At 60.7% G+C, this 16,171-nt stretch carries 13 protein-coding genes; 8 read left to right on the top strand and 5 right to left on the bottom strand.

Features of this window, described 5'->3' with window-relative positions; all coding sequences use genetic code 11:
• The first annotated feature begins 17 nt into the window (after window positions 1-17).
• Genes mnmG through LAC81_RS18355 form a run of 4 tightly spaced genes read left to right on the top strand, consistent with a single transcriptional unit; the run spans window position 18 to window position 4,275 of the window.
• Complete coding sequence (mnmG, locus tag LAC81_RS18370; protein WP_223725944.1) at window positions 18-1,901, top strand: tRNA uridine-5-carboxymethylaminomethyl(34) synthesis enzyme MnmG; 1,884 nt, start codon at window positions 18-20, stop codon at window positions 1,899-1,901.
• The gene (gene rsmG, locus LAC81_RS18365; RefSeq protein ID WP_223725943.1) at window positions 1,898-2,539 is read left to right on the top strand and encodes a 16S rRNA (guanine(527)-N(7))-methyltransferase RsmG; all 642 of its coding nucleotides are present in this window, start codon (window positions 1,898-1,900) and stop codon (window positions 2,537-2,539) included. Before mnmG ends, rsmG begins: the two co-directional genes overlap by 4 nt.
• Window positions 2,540-2,554: 15 nt before the next feature.
• A complete protein-coding gene (locus LAC81_RS18360) occupies window positions 2,555-3,349 on the top strand; it encodes a ParA family protein (RefSeq protein WP_223725942.1) in 795 nt (264 codons plus the stop codon).
• A gap of 35 nt (window positions 3,350-3,384) precedes the next feature.
• Entirely contained in the window at window positions 3,385-4,275 is an 891-nt protein-coding gene (locus tag LAC81_RS18355; RefSeq protein ID WP_113541288.1) for a ParB/RepB/Spo0J family partition protein, read from the top strand.
• Window positions 4,276-4,475: 200 nt separating this feature from the next.
• Here the strand turns inward: LAC81_RS18355 and holA are convergent, their stop codons facing one another.
• Genes holA through leuS form a run of 3 tightly spaced genes read right to left on the bottom strand, consistent with a single transcriptional unit; the run spans window position 4,476 to window position 8,669 of the window.
• Complete coding sequence (gene holA, locus LAC81_RS18350) at window positions 4,476-5,510, bottom strand: DNA polymerase III subunit delta (RefSeq protein ID WP_223725941.1); 1,035 nt, start codon at window positions 5,508-5,510, stop codon at window positions 4,476-4,478.
• A gap of 11 nt (window positions 5,511-5,521) precedes the next feature.
• Entirely contained in the window at window positions 5,522-6,055 is a 534-nt protein-coding gene (gene lptE / locus LAC81_RS18345; protein ID WP_113541286.1) for an LPS assembly lipoprotein LptE, read from the bottom strand.
• Window positions 6,042-8,669, bottom strand: a complete 2,628-nt coding sequence (gene leuS / locus LAC81_RS18340; RefSeq protein ID WP_223725940.1) for a leucine--tRNA ligase — start codon at window positions 8,667-8,669, stop codon at window positions 6,042-6,044. The genes lptE and leuS overlap by 14 nt, the downstream gene beginning before the upstream one ends.
• Window positions 8,670-8,892: 223 nt before the next feature.
• Here leuS and LAC81_RS18335 point away from each other — a divergent pair, with 223 nt between their 5' ends.
• Window positions 8,893-9,552 (top strand): YggS family pyridoxal phosphate-dependent enzyme, encoded by a 660-nt coding sequence (locus LAC81_RS18335; protein WP_223725939.1) that lies wholly within the window; start codon window positions 8,893-8,895, stop codon window positions 9,550-9,552.
• 191 nt (window positions 9,553-9,743) lie between these two features.
• The gene (locus LAC81_RS18330) at window positions 9,744-11,651 is read left to right on the top strand and encodes an AMP-binding protein (RefSeq protein WP_223725938.1); all 1,908 of its coding nucleotides are present in this window, start codon (window positions 9,744-9,746) and stop codon (window positions 11,649-11,651) included.
• A gap of 45 nt (window positions 11,652-11,696) precedes the next feature.
• Here the strand turns inward: LAC81_RS18330 and LAC81_RS18325 are convergent, their stop codons facing one another.
• Window positions 11,697-12,566: a LysR substrate-binding domain-containing protein gene (locus tag LAC81_RS18325; protein ID WP_419195832.1), complete on the bottom strand. Its 870-nt coding sequence runs from the start codon at window positions 12,564-12,566 to the stop codon at window positions 11,697-11,699.
• A gap of 138 nt (window positions 12,567-12,704) precedes the next feature.
• On the opposite strand from LAC81_RS18325, the gene LAC81_RS18320 reads away from it, so the two are divergent.
• Window positions 12,705-13,091, top strand: coding sequence for an ectoine synthase (locus LAC81_RS18320; RefSeq protein ID WP_223725937.1), 387 nt, complete (start codon window positions 12,705-12,707; stop codon window positions 13,089-13,091).
• Between the two features lie 74 nt (window positions 13,092-13,165).
• On the opposite strand, the gene LAC81_RS18315 is transcribed toward LAC81_RS18320, so the two are convergent.
• The gene (locus LAC81_RS18315; protein WP_043624204.1) at window positions 13,166-13,867 is read right to left on the bottom strand and encodes a DUF1013 domain-containing protein; all 702 of its coding nucleotides are present in this window, start codon (window positions 13,865-13,867) and stop codon (window positions 13,166-13,168) included.
• Between the two features lie 227 nt (window positions 13,868-14,094).
• On the opposite strand from LAC81_RS18315, the gene acs reads away from it, so the two are divergent.
• Entirely contained in the window at window positions 14,095-16,044 is a 1,950-nt protein-coding gene (gene acs / locus LAC81_RS18310; RefSeq protein ID WP_223725936.1) for an acetate--CoA ligase, read from the top strand.
• Window positions 16,045-16,171 lie beyond the last annotated feature (127 nt).

The raw sequence follows: 16,171 nt of genomic DNA, 5'->3' as shown, positions 1-16,171 counted from the left end.
CTTGGAGATATGAAGCAATGATCCAGTTTGACGTCATCGTCATTGGCGGAGGCCACGCCGGTTGCGAAGCGGCCGCTGCCGCTGCACGGCTCGGGGCCAACACAGCACTGATCACCCACAAGGCGTCGACCATCGGCGTTATGTCCTGCAATCCAGCGATTGGTGGGTTGGGCAAGGGCCATCTCGTGCGCGAGATCGACGCGATGGATGGCTTGATGGGTCGTGTCGCGGACGCCGGCGGCATTCAGTTTCGGCTCCTTAACCGACGCAAGGGGCCGGCTGTTCGTGGGCCGCGCACCCAAGCGGACCGTCGGCTTTACCGCGAAGCGGTGCAGCGCGAGATCAACGCCATTGCCAACTTAGCGGTTGTCGAGGGCGACGCGTTCGACCTAATCGAAGCGGATGGCAAGATCGGCGGCGTCGTCATGAAGGACGGCCGGACCTTTGCATCGACGTCTGTAGTTTTGACGACTGGCACCTTTCTGAAAGGGCTGATCCATATTGGTGACCAGAAGATCCCCGCGGGCCGCGTTGGCGAAGAGCCCTCTATTGGTCTTTCGGGTACGTTGCTTCGCTACGGTTTGAAGCTCGGCCGACTGAAGACCGGCACGCCGGCGCGCCTGGATGGACGTACGATTGACTGGGACAAGGTTGGACGGCAAGGTCCGGACGAGGACCCGGTACCCTTCTCGTTCATGACCGACCATATTCTGAACCGCCAGATTGATTGTGGCGTGACCCGTACGACTGAGGCGACGCACAAGATCATCGCCGACAACATCGGTAAGTCGGCGATGTACTCGGGACAGATCGAGGGCGTCGGTCCGCGCTACTGCCCATCGATCGAAGACAAGATCGTTCGCTTTGGCGAACGCGACGGCCATCAGATCTTCCTGGAGCCGGAAGGTCTCGACGATGACACCATCTATCCGAACGGGATCTCGACATCACTGCCCGCCGATATCCAGGAGGCGTTCATTCGCACGATCCCCGGCTTGGAGAATGTGTCGATCCTGCAGCCCGGCTATGCGATCGAGTATGATCATGTGGATCCGCGCGAGCTGAATGCGACGCTGGCGGTGCGCAAGATGCCCGGCCTGTTCCTGGCGGGGCAGATCAACGGGACGACAGGCTACGAAGAAGCGGGTGCGCAGGGATTGGTCGCCGGCTTGAATGCGGCATTGTTGGCGACCGACCGGCCGGAAGTAATCTTCAGCCGCACCAACTCCTACATCGGCGTCATGATCGACGACCTGACGTCGCGTGGTATTACCGAGCCCTATCGGATGTTCACCTCTCGCGCCGAGTATCGTCTGTCGCTGCGCGCGGACAATGCTGATGCGCGTCTGACACCATTTGCAATGGAGCTCGGCTGCATTTCAGATGCGCGACGCGAGCGCTTTATCGATTGGCGCGCGCAGTTCGATGATGGCCGTCGATTGTTGAAGAGCCTCTCGGTGACGCCTGCCGAGGGCAACCGCCACGGACTGAAGCTGAATCAGGATGGCCAGCGCCGCACCGCCTTTGAGATTCTCTCTTATCCGGAACAGTCGATCTCTGCCCTGTTGCCGATCTGGCCGGAGTTGTCGGCGATCGGTCCGCGGGTTGTTGAGGCGCTGGAAATCGACGCAGCCTATGCGGTCTATATGGATCGGCAGGCTGCCGATATTGCCGGCATCCGCCGTGAAGAGAACCTGATCATTCCGGATGGCTTTGACTTTGACAAACTGTCCGGATTGTCCAATGAGTTGAAGCAGAAGCTGAAGCAGCACGCACCGCGAAATCTGTCGCAGGTGATGAAGGTGGATGGGATGACGCCGGCCGCCGCGTCGTTAATCCTGGCCTGGTTGAAGCGTCAGCCAGGAACCGTAGAACGCGAAGATAAGGCAAGTGCACAATGAAGACGAGTCCAGTCGATGTGTTGAACGGACTGCGTGTTTCACGTGAAACGAATGAACGATTGGGGCATTTCGCTCGGCTTTTTCAAAAATGGGCAAAGTCGATCAATCTCGTTGCACCTTCGACGATTGAAGATCTCTGGCGCCGCCATATCGTGGATAGCTTGCAGCTCGTGCAAATGTCGCCCGGACCCAAAACATGGGTTGATCTAGGCAGTGGCGGCGGTTTCCCAGGTATCATTACGGCAATCTATCTCTCGGAGTTCGCAGACGGTTGGGTGCATCTCGTTGAAAGCAACAACAAGAAGGCAGCATTTCTGCGTGTGGCCTTGGCCGAAACAGGCGCGCGCGGGTCCGTTCATCCGATTCGAATCGAGGAAGCCGGAAAAGCGATTCCACGCGCGGACGCCGTTTCTGCGCGTGCGCTCGCCGATTTGACGTTGCTACTCGACTATTCCGCACCATGGATGCTGTCTGAGGAGCGCAAAACCGTCGCCTACTTCCACAAAGGGCGGGATTACCAACGCGAAATCGACAAAGCCATTGGCCGCTACCAATTCGATCTGGTAAAACATCCAAGCGTCATCGAGCCGGACTCTGTTGTGCTCGAGATTGCAAATCTGTCACGCAAGGTTCAGTGATCGGCGAGCGGAAACATGTTTGGCGCTAGAAATCGGATTATCACAATCGCAAATCAGAAGGGCGGAGTCGGCAAAACGACGACCGCCATCAATCTGGCAACGGCTTTGGCGGCGATCGGCGAGCGGGTTCTCATCGTTGATCTCGATCCGCAGGGTAACGCCAGTACGGGCCTGGGCATTCAGCGGCGTGATCGGAATCTCTCGTCCTACGAGCTGATGATGGGTTCTCACGGTATTGGAGAGATTGTGCAGCAAACTGCCGTACCGAATCTCTCGATCGTGCCATCGACGATGGACTTACTCGGCGTCGAAATGGAAATCTCGCAGGAAGCCGACAGGGTCTTCCGGCTGCGTAAGGCGTTGGTTAGCCCGGCGGCCATGGAATACTCCTACATTCTCGTCGACTGCCCGCCATCGTTCAATCTCCTGACGATGAATGCTATGGCCGCCGCGCATTCGGTGCTGGTACCGCTGCAATGCGAGTTCTTCGCCCTGGAAGGTCTCAGCCAGCTGTTGGAGACCGTAGACCAGGTTCGCCGATCGGTGAATCCGGCGCTGGACATTCAGGGCATCGTGCTGACGATGTTCGACTCGCGCAACAACCTCGCACAACAGGTCGTCAGTGATGTACGGACCCATCTTGGCGACAAGGTCTATCACACGCTAATTCCGCGCAATGTTCGCGTTTCCGAGGCGCCGTCCTACGGAAAGCCTGCGATCCTTTATGATCTGAAATGCGCTGGAAGCCAGGCCTATCTGCAATTGGCATCGGAAGTGATACAGCGCGAGCGCCAACGCAAGGCGGCATAATCATTTCGGTAGCGTAATTTAACTCGGGTGACGATATGAACGACGATAGCTCGAAGAGACGGCTTGGTCGCGGACTGGCGGCGTTGATCGGCGAGATGGACCAACCGTTGCAGGCGGGTGCTTCGGCCCCTGCCCCGGTCAATCCCGATCGCCGAGTGCCCATTGAGTTCGTGTCGCGCAACCCGCGCAACCCACGCCGGCAATTCGATGAAGCCGAGCTTCAGGATCTCGCCAATTCGATCCGCCAGCACGGTATTGTCCAGCCCGTTGTCGCTCGTACCATCGGCGTCGATCGATACGAGATCATCGCTGGCGAACGCCGCTGGCGGGCAGCACAATTAGCCGGATTCACCGAAATTCCGGTTATCATCCGTGACGTCGATGATCGTACGGCGCTTGAGATCGCGATCGTCGAAAACGTTCAACGCTCCGATCTCAACCCGCTCGACGAGGCTCTCGGCTACGAGCAGTTGATTGCCGAACACGGTTATACGCAGAATGACCTCGGTGAAATCATCGGCAAGAGCCGCAGTCACGTCGCAAACAGCCTGCGGCTGCTGAAACTTCCGGAGCCGGTGCGCGACATGCTGTCTGAAGGCGCGCTCTCTGCCGGTCACGCACGGGCGCTTATTCCCACATCGGATCCTGCGACCCTGGCCCGCACGATTGTCGCCAAGGGACTTTCGGTGCGTGACGCCGAACGCATTGCGCAGAACGACATCCGTGCCCAGAACGATCCGAATTTCGGCAAGACGGCCCGCCGTGACGAAAAGGATGCGGACACGCTGGCGCTTGAGCGAACCCTGTCGGATAGCCTTGGTCTTGAAGTTACCGTCAATCACAAGGCATCGGGCGGCCATCTTCGCATCGCCTACAAGACGCTCGATCAGCTCGAGGAAATTTGCCGTCTGCTCGAGCGCCGCTGAGCGTATTGCCCCGACATTTCTGAACGATGGACAGGCGCGCCCCGCACGTGAGGCGCGTCTTATTTATTGATTTATCTTTCTTTTTGCGCGAAGGCCCGTCGGCCACCCCCTTGAGGATGCCTGTCCGGATCTAGAGGAAAGCCTTGGTTTTAGAAAGACGAAGGCAGATAGAGGCCTGGCGTGCCTTCGAACCAATCGCTTCAACGCCGTGCGGACTGCACGGCGATTGCCATGAGGTTCTGCAGAACCAGGCTTTCTTCGAGGCTGGCGCGGCTTCGGCTTTGGAAGATGGTCGTCTGCAGACGATTGAGTTCACGGCGTATTGCCGGTGCCGTCCACTGCTTCAATGCGGCTTCGACGATCGGCTTGCGTCGAAAATGCAGACCGCGGCCCAGCGTGGCAATTACCTGGCCCGCTTGCTGGCGGCTGGCATCCATTTCGGCGCGCATCACGTCGAGCTGCTGGAACTGTCGCAGGCAGGCTTGCAGCACCAGAAATGCCGGCGTTTTTGAGGTGGTGATCTTTTGCATGGCGTGCAGCAGGCCGTCGAGATCGCCCTTCAATACGGCGTCGACCGCGTCGTCGACGGAAATGGCGCTGGCGTCGCCGACGATATCGAGCACGTCTTCCTCATCGACAGCGCTCTTGCCACGGCAATACAGGGCAAGCTTGCGCAGTTCGTTGCGCGATGCCAGGCGGTCGCCGCCGAGCGCCTCTACCAGACGCGCACGGGCGGCCGGCGTGATTCCCAGCTTCTCGTCGCCAAGCTCCTTGTCGATCAGGGCCTGCAGGCCGCGGATGTCATCGCTGTAGCAGGCGATACAGGCGACTGAGCGGGCCGTCTCGCCGATCTTGCGGAGTGCTGCGCCCTTTTTCAGGTCACCGGCCTCGACGATCACGTAGCTCCCGGACGGTGGTTCGGCAGCCAGAAGGCCCATGGCATCGACGAGCGATTTCTCGTTGGCTGCGCCTCGCACCCAGATGAGCTTTTCGCCGCCAAAGAGACCAATGGAATTGACTTCGTCGAGCAAGCGGCCAGGCGATTGCGCCAGTTCGCTGACATCGAGTTTCAAGACGGAAAATGGATCATCCAACGGCACGCCGCAACGCGCGGCAAGTGCCGAAGCGCGTTCGGAAACGAGCCCGCGATCGGGCCCGTAGAAAATGAACAACCGATAGACACCGGCAGACTTCTGGAGGAAGGAGTCGAATTCGTGCGACTTGACTTCGCTCATTCCGACACCGACTAGCGGCTGAGGGCTGCGGCGATATCAGCCCGGATCAGCTCTGCCAGTTCCTTCGCGGCGCGGTTTTCGCCGTCGCGAACGGCGCGCACCTTGGCAAATTCCTGAACGGGGAAATCGACGAGCGCGACCGCCGTGCGGTTGCCGGACTTGATCGTCTCGCCCGTACCGATCTTCGTCAGGTTATAGTCCGCCTTGACGACGATGCGGCCGGCGCTGGCGCGATCGACACGGTCCTTGTTCTGATCGTAGAGCACGCCCATGGCGCGGGTCGTGACCTCAAGCGCCAGGTGATATTGCGGGTTCACCGGTTCGCCTTGTCCGCCTGCCGCCAGGAAGATCAGGGCGTTGCGCACTTCTTGCTCAACGCGGTCGTCAGCGTCGGAAATCTCGATCGCTGCCATTGCCGTGGAGGTCCCGACGGGATCGGAATAAAGCGGCCTGACCTGGCAGCCGGCGAGCGCGGTCAGCAAAAGAACACCTGCCAGCATCGGGATCGACCGAATGCGGAAGCCAGCTCTATCAGACAACGACATTGACGATCCTCTGGGGCACAACGATGATTTTCTTGGGGCTGCTGCCGTTGAGCGCGGACTTGACGGCCTCGAGCGCCAGGACGGCGCTTTCGATCGTACTCTGATCTGCATCGCGGGCGATTGTCAAATCAGCGCGCTTCTTGCCGTTGATCTGCACCGGAAGTGTGATTTCGTTCTCGACGACCAGCGCTGGATTGAAAGTCGGCCAGCCGCTCTCCGCGATCAGCCCTTCGCCGCCGATCTCGCGCCAGCATTCCTCGGCGAGGTGTGGCGTCATCGGGGCGATCAGGTTGATGAGGATCGACGTGGCGTCCTTCACAGCACCCGCGAGCGCCGCGTCCGCCTTGCCGGCGGCAACCTGGGTCAGCGGCGCGGCAAGCGTGTTCACGAGCTCATAGATGCGCGCAACGGCCTTGTTGAAGGCGAGCTTGTCGTAGTCCGCCTCAACCGCGCGCAGCGTCTTGTGCGCGGCCTGTGAAACCGGGAGCGCCTCGCCTTCAAGTGCCGGCGCAGCTTCGATCGCGCGCAGCTTCTCAGCGGCTTCGCTCAGCAGGCGCCAGACGCGCTGGACGAAACGATGTGAACCTTCGACACCGGCTTCGGACCAGATGACGTCACGGTCCGGTGGCGAATCGGAGAGAACGAAGAAGCGCGCCGTATCGGCGCCGTAGGAAGCGATGATGTCGTCGGGGTCGACAACGTTCTTCTTCGACTTCGACATCTTCTCGATCGAGCCGATGGCGATTTCTTCGCCGGTCTCCAGGAGAGTGGCGCGGCGGCGCCCATCGATCTCCTCGATGCGGATCTCGGCAGGCGTTACCCATTCGCGCTGGGCGCCTTCGCCGCGGCTATAGGTTTCGTGCACGACCATGCCCTGGGTGAAGAGCCCCTTGAACGGCTCGTCGATTGCCACATGGCCGGTCGCCTTCATCGCGCGGGTGAAGAAGCGCGAGTAGAGCAGGTGCAGGATCGCATGCTCGATGCCGCCGATATACTGATCCACCGGCAGCCAATGGTTGGCGACCTTGGGGTCGGTCGGGTTGTCTTCCCACGGCGCGGTGAAGCGCGTGAAATACCACGACGAATCGACGAAGGTATCCATCGTGTCCGTCTCGCGCCGAGCGTCCTTGCCGCAATGCGGGCAGGCAACGTGGCGCCAGGTCGGATGACGGTCGAGCGGATTGCCCGGCTTGTCGAAGGTAACGTCTGGCGGCAGCACGACCGGGAGGTCTGCCTTGGGAACCGGCACGACGCCGCAGTCTTCGCAATGGATGACCGGGATCGGGCAGCCCCAATAGCGCTGGCGCGAGATGCCCCAGTCGCGCAGGCGGAAGTTCACCTTGCGCTCGGCACGCGGCGTGCTGTCGAGCGTTCCCTTTTCGAGCTTCGAAGTGACCGTCTCGAAGGCTTCTTCGGTCGACAGGCCGTCGAGGAAGCGCGAATTGATCATTACGCCGTCGCCGATATAGGCCTCGTCACCGATGGCGAAGGTCGCGGCATCGCCATCCCTCGGCATGACGACGGGAACGACCGGCAAGTCGTACTTGCGGGCGAAGTCGAGGTCGCGCTGGTCGCCGGAAGGGCAGCCGAAGATGGCGCCCGTGCCGTAGTCCATCAGCACGAAATTGGCGACATAGACCGGCAGTTCCCAGCTCGGGTCGAGCGGGTGCTTGGCGCGAACTCCGGTATCGATGCCCTTCTTTTCGGCCGTTTCCAGAGCGGCGAGCGAGGTGCCGGCACGGCGGCACTCCTCGCAGAATGCGTCGACTTCCGCGTTGGTGGCCGCTACCTGCCTGGCCAGCGGATGGTCCGCGGCGATCGCCAGGAACGAGGCACCGAAGAGCGTGTCCGGTCGGGTCGTGTAGACGGTGAGCTCGGTTGCGTCGCCCGCGGTGCCGTCAACGAGTTCCCAACGCAGCGACAGACCTTCCGAACGCCCGATCCAGTTCTTCTGCATCAGGCGCACCTTCTCGGGCCACTGATCCAGCGTGTCGAGGGCGTCGAGCAGTTCCTGGCTGAAGTCGGTGATGCGGAAGAACCATTGCGTCAGTTCGCGTTGTTCGACCAGCGCGCCCGAGCGCCAGCCGCGGCCGTCAATTACCTGCTCGTTGGCGAGCACGGTGTTGTCGACCGGATCCCAGTTGACCTTGGACTGCTTGCGATAGACGAGGCCCTTTTCCAGGAAGTCCAGGAACAGGTGTTGCTGGCGCTGGTAGTAGGCGGGGTCACAGGTCGCGAATTCGCGGTTCCAGTCGAGCGACAGGCCCATGACCTTCAGCTGTGCCTTCATCGAGGCGATGTTCTGGTAGGTCCAGCTTGCCGGATGCACGCCGCGCTCCATGGCGGCGTTCTCGGCCGGCATGCCGAAGGCGTCCCAGCCCATGGGATGCAGCACGTTGAAGCCACGGGCGCGCTTGTAGCGCGCCACTACGTCACCCATGGTGTAGTTGCGCACGTGGCCCATGTGGATGCGGCCCGAGGGATAGGGGAACATCTCGAGCACGTAGTACTTTTCGCGCGGATCGTCGTTCTCGGTCTGGAAGACCTCTTTCTTTTCCCATTCCTGTTGCCAACGGGGCTCGGCATCACGCGGATTGTATCGTTCGCTAGACATGTCTTTTCGATGTTCCGGAAGTTCTGCGGCGCATAGGGGCGCCTCATGATGTTTGGGGTGACCTTCACCACGAAACCGCCTGACGGTCAAGTTTTTGAAGGGTTTGCCGCGACACTTTGGCGGATTTGAGCCTGCCGGTGTGGCAGTGAGCTTGGCAAGTCGACCAACTTTGCCTAAGCCCCTCGGTGAGTGGTTTGAAAATCCCGTGTCGGAGAGCAGGTCCATGGAAGTTCAAGAGCGGTTGCAGGATGTCGTGAGCCGGATTCAGGCGGCTGAGAAATCTGCTGATCGGGCCGAGGGCGCCGTCACGCTGGTCGCTGTTTCCAAGACCTTCGATGCCGATGCCATTCGGCCGGTGATCGCGACAGGCCAGAGGGTCTTCGGTGAAAACCGGGTGCAGGAAGCTCAGGGCAAGTGGCCGGAACTGAAGGCGGAGACAGCAGGCCTCGAACTTCACCTGATTGGCCCGCTGCAGTCGAACAAGGCGGCCGAGGCGGTTGCCCTGTTCGATGTCATCGAGACGGTCGACCGCGACAAGATTGCCCGTGCGCTCGCTGCGGAAATGCAGAAGCAAGGTCGGAATCTCAGGCTTTACGTCCAGGTCAACACCGGGCTCGAGCCACAAAAGGCCGGCATCCGACCCGAAGAGACCGTTGCCTTCGTCGATCTCTGCCGCCACGAACTGGGCCTCCAGATTGAGGGGCTGATGTGCATTCCCCCGGTTGAGGAAAATCCGGGCCCGCATTTCGCTCTGCTCGCCAAGCTTGCCGCCGCCTGCAAGCTCGAAAAACTCTCGATGGGGATGTCTGGCGATTTCGAGACGGCTGTGCTGTTCGGCGCCACCAGTGTCCGGGTCGGTTCCGCCATTTTCGGCGCACGCTGACGATGGAGCGTTGAGGACGCTCCCCCTCATTGTTTTGCGCAACTGCGGACGCGAAATCGTTTCACTTCGCTGGAATCGCTCAATCTCGACTTATACCGCTTTCGTCGGGGTTCCCCTGCCCACTCATTAGCCTATCCTTGTGCACGAGGAGGCCGGAACATGTCCGGCAACATGCATAGGGAGGAACGGAAATGGCGAGTCGCTATTCCGAAGTGTACGCCGCCTGGAAGGCGGATCCGCAAGGTTTCTGGTCCGGCGCTGCCGACGCGATCGACTGGTTCGAGCGTCCGCAACGCGCCTTTGATGCCGAAGGCGGCACCTATGGGCACTGGTATGCCGGTGGCTCGACGAACACCTGCTACAATTGTCTCGACCGTCATGTCGAGGCGGGGCGCGGCGAGCAGATCGCCTTCATCTATGACAGTCCGGTCACCGGCCGGGTGGAACGCATCTCCTATGCGGCACTGCTTGCCGATGTGAAGGCGCTGGCCGCCGTCTATCGGGGGCTCGGGGTCGGCAAGGGCGACCGCATCATCATTTATATGCCGATGATCCCGCAGGCAGCGGTTGCCATGCTGGCTGCCGCGCGCATCGGAGCCGTGCATTCCGTGGTCTTCGGCGGATTTGCCGCCAACGAGTTGGCGGTCCGCATCGACGATTGCCAGGCGAAGCTCGTGGTGTCGGCAAGCTGCGGCATCGAGCCTGGCCGAACCGTGGCCTACAAGCCGCTGCTGGACGCAGCGCTCGAAATTGCGACCCACAAGCCGACGCATTGCCTCGTCTTTCAGCGGGAAATGGCTGAAGCCACCATGACCGAGGGACGCGACGTCGACTTCGCTGCGGCGTTGGCGGCGGCGAAGCAGGCGGGCGAAGAGGTTGGATGCACACCCGTTGCCTCCACCGATCCACTCTATGTGCTCTATACCTCGGGCACGACAGGCCAGCCTAAGGGCGTGGTGCGTGACAATGGCGGCCACATGGTCGCACTCAAATGGTCCATGGAGAATTTCTTCGGTGTGCGGCCCGGCGAAGTGTTCTGGGCCGCCTCGGATATCGGCTGGGTCGTGGGTCATTCTTATATCGTCTATGGTCCGCTCTTGAACGGCAGCACGTCGATCCTCTTCGAAGGCAAACCTGTCGGCACGCCCGATCCCGGGACCTATTGGCGGATCATCGCCGAGCACGGGGTGACGGTAATGTTTACCGCGCCGACAGCGCTACGGGCGATCCGCAAGGAGGACCCCGACGCTTCCTATGTCGACCGCTACGACCTGTCACGCTTCCGCGCACTGTTCCTGGCCGGTGAAAGGGCGGATCCGGATACGATCCGTTGGGCGGAGAGAGCGCTTGGCGTGCCCGTCATCGATCATTGGTGGCAGACCGAGACCGGCTGGCCGGTGGCTGGCAACCCCATGGGTCTTGGCCTGCTGCCGGTCAAATATGGTTCTCCGGCGGTCCCGTTGCCGGGATATGATGTCCAGATTCTCGACGATGCCGGACATCCGGTCGCCCCGGGCACGCTCGGCAATGTCGTCGTGAAACTCCCATTGCCGCCCGGCTGTCTGCCGACGCTCTGGAACGCCGACCATCGTTTCCGCGCGGCCTACCTTGACGAGTTCCCTGGATACTACAAGACCGCGGACGCCGGTTACCTCGACGAGGACGGCTATATCTTCATCATGGCCAGGACCGACGACATTATCAACGTTGCTGGCCACCGGCTTTCGACGGGGGCGATGGAGGAAGTCTGCGCCAGCCATCCGGATGTTGCCGAATGCGCCGTCATCGGCATTGCCGATGATCTGAAAGGCCAGGTGCCGGCGGGCTTCCTGGTGATCAACTCCAATGTTTCCCGTGAAACGTCGGAAATCGAACGCGAAGTCATCAGCCTCGTGCGCGAACGCATCGGGCCGGTGGCGGCTTTCCGGATGGCGATCTGCGTCAAGCGGTTGCCGAAGACGCGTTCGGGCAAGATCCTCAGGGCCACGATCCAGAAGATCGCCGATCGGCAACCCTGGAAGATGCCGGCGACGATCGATGATCCGGTCATTCTCGACGAGATCACCCTGGTCCTGCATGATCGGGGCATCGGCCTGTAGAGGATTTCTGAGCCGGCTTATGATGCATGCATCGCGGTGCACGCATCAGGCATTGACGATCGCCGCGAACCAATCGCCAAACGCGGCGATTGCCTTTGAGCGCGCTTTCTTGGTGATGAGAAAGTAGCTTTCCTCTTCGAGGGTGGCGATATCGGACAGGATCACCAGGTCGCCGTTCTCGATCTCCCGCCGGAAAACCTCGATCGGGCAAAGGGCCACACCATGGCCGGCGATGACGGCCGTGGCGAGAAGGTTAAAGTCCTGGAAGATGGGCCCCCGCAGAGTTTGTCCTGTTGCCGCCCCCGCCTTCGCGAACCAATCGCGCCAGCGCGACGCAGTCTCGTCATGCAGCAGATCGGCGGAAGCGATCGCCTGCACGCTGTTCAACCCGCCCTTCCGCTCGATGTAACGCGGGCTCGCAACCGGCCGGTTGATTCGTGAAAACAGCCGGTTGGATCGGGTCCCCTCGCCGTCGTCGGCGCCGAGCGTGATCAGGACATCACAGCCGGTTTCGCGCAGTTGTTGCTCGGCCATCGCGTAGACGACCTTGACGTCGATCTCGGGGTGGCGGCCAAGAAAATCGCCGAGCGCCGGTATCAGCCAGCGGGTGGCGATCGATGGAATACAGGCGACGCTCACCTGCGTTCTGGCATTCTGCCGCAGCAACTCCGTTTCCGCAGCGATGCGCTCGAATGTCGATGTCAGCACCGCGGCCAGGCTCTCGGCTTCGGATGCCAGTTTTACGCCACGCTTCTCGCGCACGAAGAGCGGTCGACCGAACCACTCCTCCAGCAGCCGGATCTGGTGACTGATGGCCGCGTGCGTCACGTGCAGCTCGTCCCCGGCACGAGAGAAGCTGGCCAGACGCGCCGCGGCTTCAAAGGCACGCAGCATGCCGAGCGGAGGCAACATCATCTGTAAATATTCCTCATGAATCCCTTGAGGAATCGTCGTTTGATTGGCTGCCGTTGTCAACGGATACTGGTTCTATCGCGGCAACGGGTCGGAAATCTCGTCCGCTGACAATAGAAATCCTTACAGATGGAGAGGTCCATGTTCGTGCGCAGCCTGGAGCAGATCGAAGCAACCGATCATTTCGTGGAATGGGGCAGCGGCACCAGCCATCGCCTGCTGACTGAAAGGGATGGTATGGGTTTCACCGTATGCCACACTGTGGTGCGCGCCGGCACCGTATCGTTGCTGGAGTACCGCAACCATCTGGAGGCGTGTTACTGCATCGCCGGCCATGGTGAGGTGGAGGATATGCAGGGCAAGGTTTTCCCGATCAACAAGGGCGACATCTATGTGCTGGACCAGCACGACAAACACTATCTGCGTGGCGGCAAGGACGAAGACCTGATCCTCGTCAGCATCTTCAATCCGCCGCTTGAAGGGACCGAGCGCCATAACCTCGATGATCCATCCGGTTCGGCTTACTGAACACGTACTGGAGACTGGCCAACAAAAAAGCCCGGATCGCCGATCCGGGCTTTTTTCATCGCGTTGGACGGCGATCAGTAATGATCGTCTTCGTCCTCGTCCTTGCGGTCCGACTTCAGCGACTTGAGCTTGGCGAAGACGGCATCGGCGTCGATTTCCTTCTCTTCCTCGCGCTCGTAGCTGAAGCCCAGCTTTTCGGTCTCCTGAGCCGATTCCAGCGTCTGGCCGAGTTCGGCGGCCGTCGGCAGAGGACGGCCCTTGGAGGCGCGTTCGACTTCGAGGTCGAGGTCGATCTGCGAGCAGAGGCCGAGGGTCACCGGGTCCATCGGCGTCAGGTTGGCCGAGTTCCAGTGGGTGCGTTCGCGGATCTGCTCGATCGTCGATTTGGTCGTGCCGACGAGGCGAGAAATCTGCGCGTCCTTCAACTCGGGGTGGTTGCGCACGAGCCAGAGAATGGCGTTCGGGCGATCCTGGCGCTTGGACACCGGCGTGTAACGCGGACCTTTGCGCTTGCTATCGGGGACACGGACTTTCGGCTCGGAAAGCTTCAGCTTGTGGTTGGGGTTTCCTTCCGCGCGAGCGATCTCGTCACGCGAAAGCTGGCCCGTCGCAATCGGGTCGAGGCCCTTGATGCCCTGCGCGGATTCACCGTCGGCGATCGCCTTTACTTCAAGCGGATGCAGCTTGCAGAACTGCGCGATCTGGTCGAAGGACAGCGCGGTATTGTCAACGAGCCAGACGGCCGTCGCCTTGGGCATAAGCAGTTGCTGAGCCATGGATATAGTCCTTTTGTCCGCCGCGCCGGTGTCGCGGGCCGTGGAGTCTACCACTGATTTCCGGGAAATGTGGGCCTCTATACCGTCGTTGTCGCGAAATTGCAATTCTTCAGTTCCAAATGTCCTTTTGTCTAATTGCGGCGGGCATTTGACCTGCTATGAATGTGCGCGAAACGGGGTCGCCCTAGGAGGGGCGAGCCGCACTAGGAATGCGTAGGGAGGAAAATATGTCCGCCAAGATCTATCCGGTGTTGAAGTCTGCCAAGAGCCGGACGCTGCTTGATAACGCCACTTACCTGAAGTGGTACGAGGAGAGTGTTTCGGACCCGGCCAAGTTCTGGGGCAAGCACGGCAAGCGGATCGATTGGTTCAAGCCCTACACCAAGGTCAAGAATACCTCCTTCAAGGGCAAGGTCTCGATCAAGTGGTATGAAGACGGCCTGACCAACGTCTCCTATAATTGCATCGACCGCCACCTGAAGACGCATGGTGAGAAGACGGCGATCATCTGGGAAGGCGACAACCCCTATATCGACAAGAAGATCACCTACAACCAGCTCTACGAGCAAGTTTGTCGCCTCGCGAACGTCTTGAAAAAGCACGGAGTGAAGAAGGGCGACCGCGTCACAATCTACATGCCGATGATCCCGGAAGCATCCTATGCGATGCTCGCTTGCGCCCGCATCGGTGCGATCCATTCGGTCGTTTTCGGCGGCTTCTCGCCGGACGCCTTGGCCGGGCGTATCGTCGACTGCGAGAGCACCTTCGTCATCACCTGCGACGAGGGCGTACGCGGCGGCAAGCCGGTCCCGCTCAAGGAAAACACCGACACGGCGATCGACATCGCTGCCAAGCAGCATGTCATCGTCAACAAGGTACTGGTCGTGCGCCGCACCGGCGGCAAGATCGGTTGGGCACCGGGCCGCGACCTCTGGTATCACCAGGAAACGGCCACGGTGAAGCCGCATTGCGAGCCGGCGAAGATGAAGGCGGAAGATCCGCTGTTCATCCTCTATACCTCGGGTTCGACCGGCAAGCCGAAGGGCGTGTTGCATACGACCGGCGGCTACCTCGTCTATGCGTCGATGACGCATGAATACGTCTTCGACTATCGCGATGGAGAGGTCTACTGGTGCACCGCCGACGTCGGCTGGGTTACCGGTCACTCCTATATCGTCTATGGTCCGCTCGCGAATGCCGCGACGACTGTCATGTTCGAAGGTGTTCCAAATTTCCCGGATGCCGGACGTTTCTGGGAGATAGTCGACAAGCACAAGGTCAACGTCTTCTATACGGCGCCGACTGCGATCCGTTCGCTGATGGGGGCTGGCGACGACTTCGTGAAGCGTTCGTCGCGCTCGTCGCTTCGTCTGCTTGGCTCCGTCGGCGAGCCGATCAACCCGGAAGCCTGGGAGTGGTATTACAACGTCGTCGGCGAGCAGAAGTCTCCGATCGTCGATACGTGGTGGCAGACGGAGACCGGCGGCATCCTGATCACACCGCTGCCGGGTGCGACCGACCTCAAGCCCGGCTCCGCCACCCGGCCGTTCTTCGGGGTTCAGCCACAACTCGTCGACAATGAGGGCAACGTGCTCGAAGGTCCTGCCGACGGCAATCTTTGCATCACGGACAGCTGGCCGGGCCAGATGCGCACGATCTACGGCGATCACGCACGCTTCGGCCAAACGTATTTCGCCACCTACAAGGGCAAGTATTTCACCGGTGACGGCTGCCGTCGCGATGAAGACGGCTACTACTGGATCACCGGTCGCGTCGATGACGTCTTGAACGTCTCCGGCCACCGCCTCGGTACGGCAGAAGTCGAATCCGCACTGGTGTCGCATCACCTGGTCTCGGAAGCTGCCGTCGTCGGCTATCCGCACCCGATCAAGGGCCAGGGCATCTACTGCTACGTCTCGCTGATGGCCGGCGAGATCGGCAATGACGATCTCCGTGCGGCACTGGTGAAGCATGTCCGCTCAGAGATCGGACCGATCGCCACGCCGGACAAGATCCAGTTTGCGCCCGGCCTGCCGAAGACCCGCTCGGGCAAGATCATGCGGCGCATCCTGCGCAAGATCGCCGAGGACGATTTCGGCGCGCTCGGCGACACCTCGACGCTCGCCGATCCGGCTGTCGTCGATGATCTGATCGCCAACCGCCAGAACAAGGCCTGACATTAACGGCCGCTGCACATTGCATATGTGCAGCGGCTGTTTCGACTGAACAAGTCTGGCAAGAGAATTTCGGCATCGCCACGGGCAGCGTTCTGCCACAGCTCGATTTCATGAGCCGGATTCAGAT

The sequence above is a fragment of the Ensifer adhaerens genome (genome assembly GCF_020035535.1).
Lineage (GTDB): Bacteria > Pseudomonadota > Alphaproteobacteria > Rhizobiales > Rhizobiaceae > Ensifer.
Note: the sequence above shows the minus strand (reverse complement) of the source record. Positions and strands in the feature narration are given on the sequence as shown.

What these genes read in the sequence shown, in the direction of transcription:
- acs (WP_223725936.1), top strand. Translation starts at nt 14,095, where the DNA reads ATGTCCGCCAAGATCTATCCGGTGTTGAAGTCTGCCAAGAGCCGGACG.
- LAC81_RS18355 (WP_113541288.1), top strand. Translation starts at nt 3,385, where the DNA reads ATGAACGACGATAGCTCGAAGAGACGGCTTGGTCGCGGACTGGCGGCG.
- LAC81_RS18325 (WP_419195832.1), bottom strand. Translation starts at nt 12,566, where the DNA reads ATGATGTTGCCTCCGCTCGGCATGCTGCGTGCCTTTGAAGCCGCGGCG.
- LAC81_RS18360 (WP_223725942.1), top strand. Translation starts at nt 2,555, where the DNA reads ATGTTTGGCGCTAGAAATCGGATTATCACAATCGCAAATCAGAAGGGC.
- lptE (WP_113541286.1), bottom strand. Translation starts at nt 6,055, where the DNA reads ATGTCGTTGTCTGATAGAGCTGGCTTCCGCATTCGGTCGATCCCGATG.
- mnmG (WP_223725944.1), top strand. Translation starts at nt 18, where the DNA reads ATGATCCAGTTTGACGTCATCGTCATTGGCGGAGGCCACGCCGGTTGC.
- LAC81_RS18320 (WP_223725937.1), top strand. Translation starts at nt 12,705, where the DNA reads ATGTTCGTGCGCAGCCTGGAGCAGATCGAAGCAACCGATCATTTCGTG.
- rsmG (WP_223725943.1), top strand. Translation starts at nt 1,898, where the DNA reads ATGAAGACGAGTCCAGTCGATGTGTTGAACGGACTGCGTGTTTCACGT.
- LAC81_RS18335 (WP_223725939.1), top strand. Translation starts at nt 8,893, where the DNA reads ATGGAAGTTCAAGAGCGGTTGCAGGATGTCGTGAGCCGGATTCAGGCG.
- LAC81_RS18330 (WP_223725938.1), top strand. Translation starts at nt 9,744, where the DNA reads ATGGCGAGTCGCTATTCCGAAGTGTACGCCGCCTGGAAGGCGGATCCG.
- leuS (WP_223725940.1), bottom strand. Translation starts at nt 8,669, where the DNA reads ATGTCTAGCGAACGATACAATCCGCGTGATGCCGAGCCCCGTTGGCAA.
- LAC81_RS18315 (WP_043624204.1), bottom strand. Translation starts at nt 13,867, where the DNA reads ATGGCTCAGCAACTGCTTATGCCCAAGGCGACGGCCGTCTGGCTCGTT.
- holA (WP_223725941.1), bottom strand. Translation starts at nt 5,510, where the DNA reads ATGAGCGAAGTCAAGTCGCACGAATTCGACTCCTTCCTCCAGAAGTCT.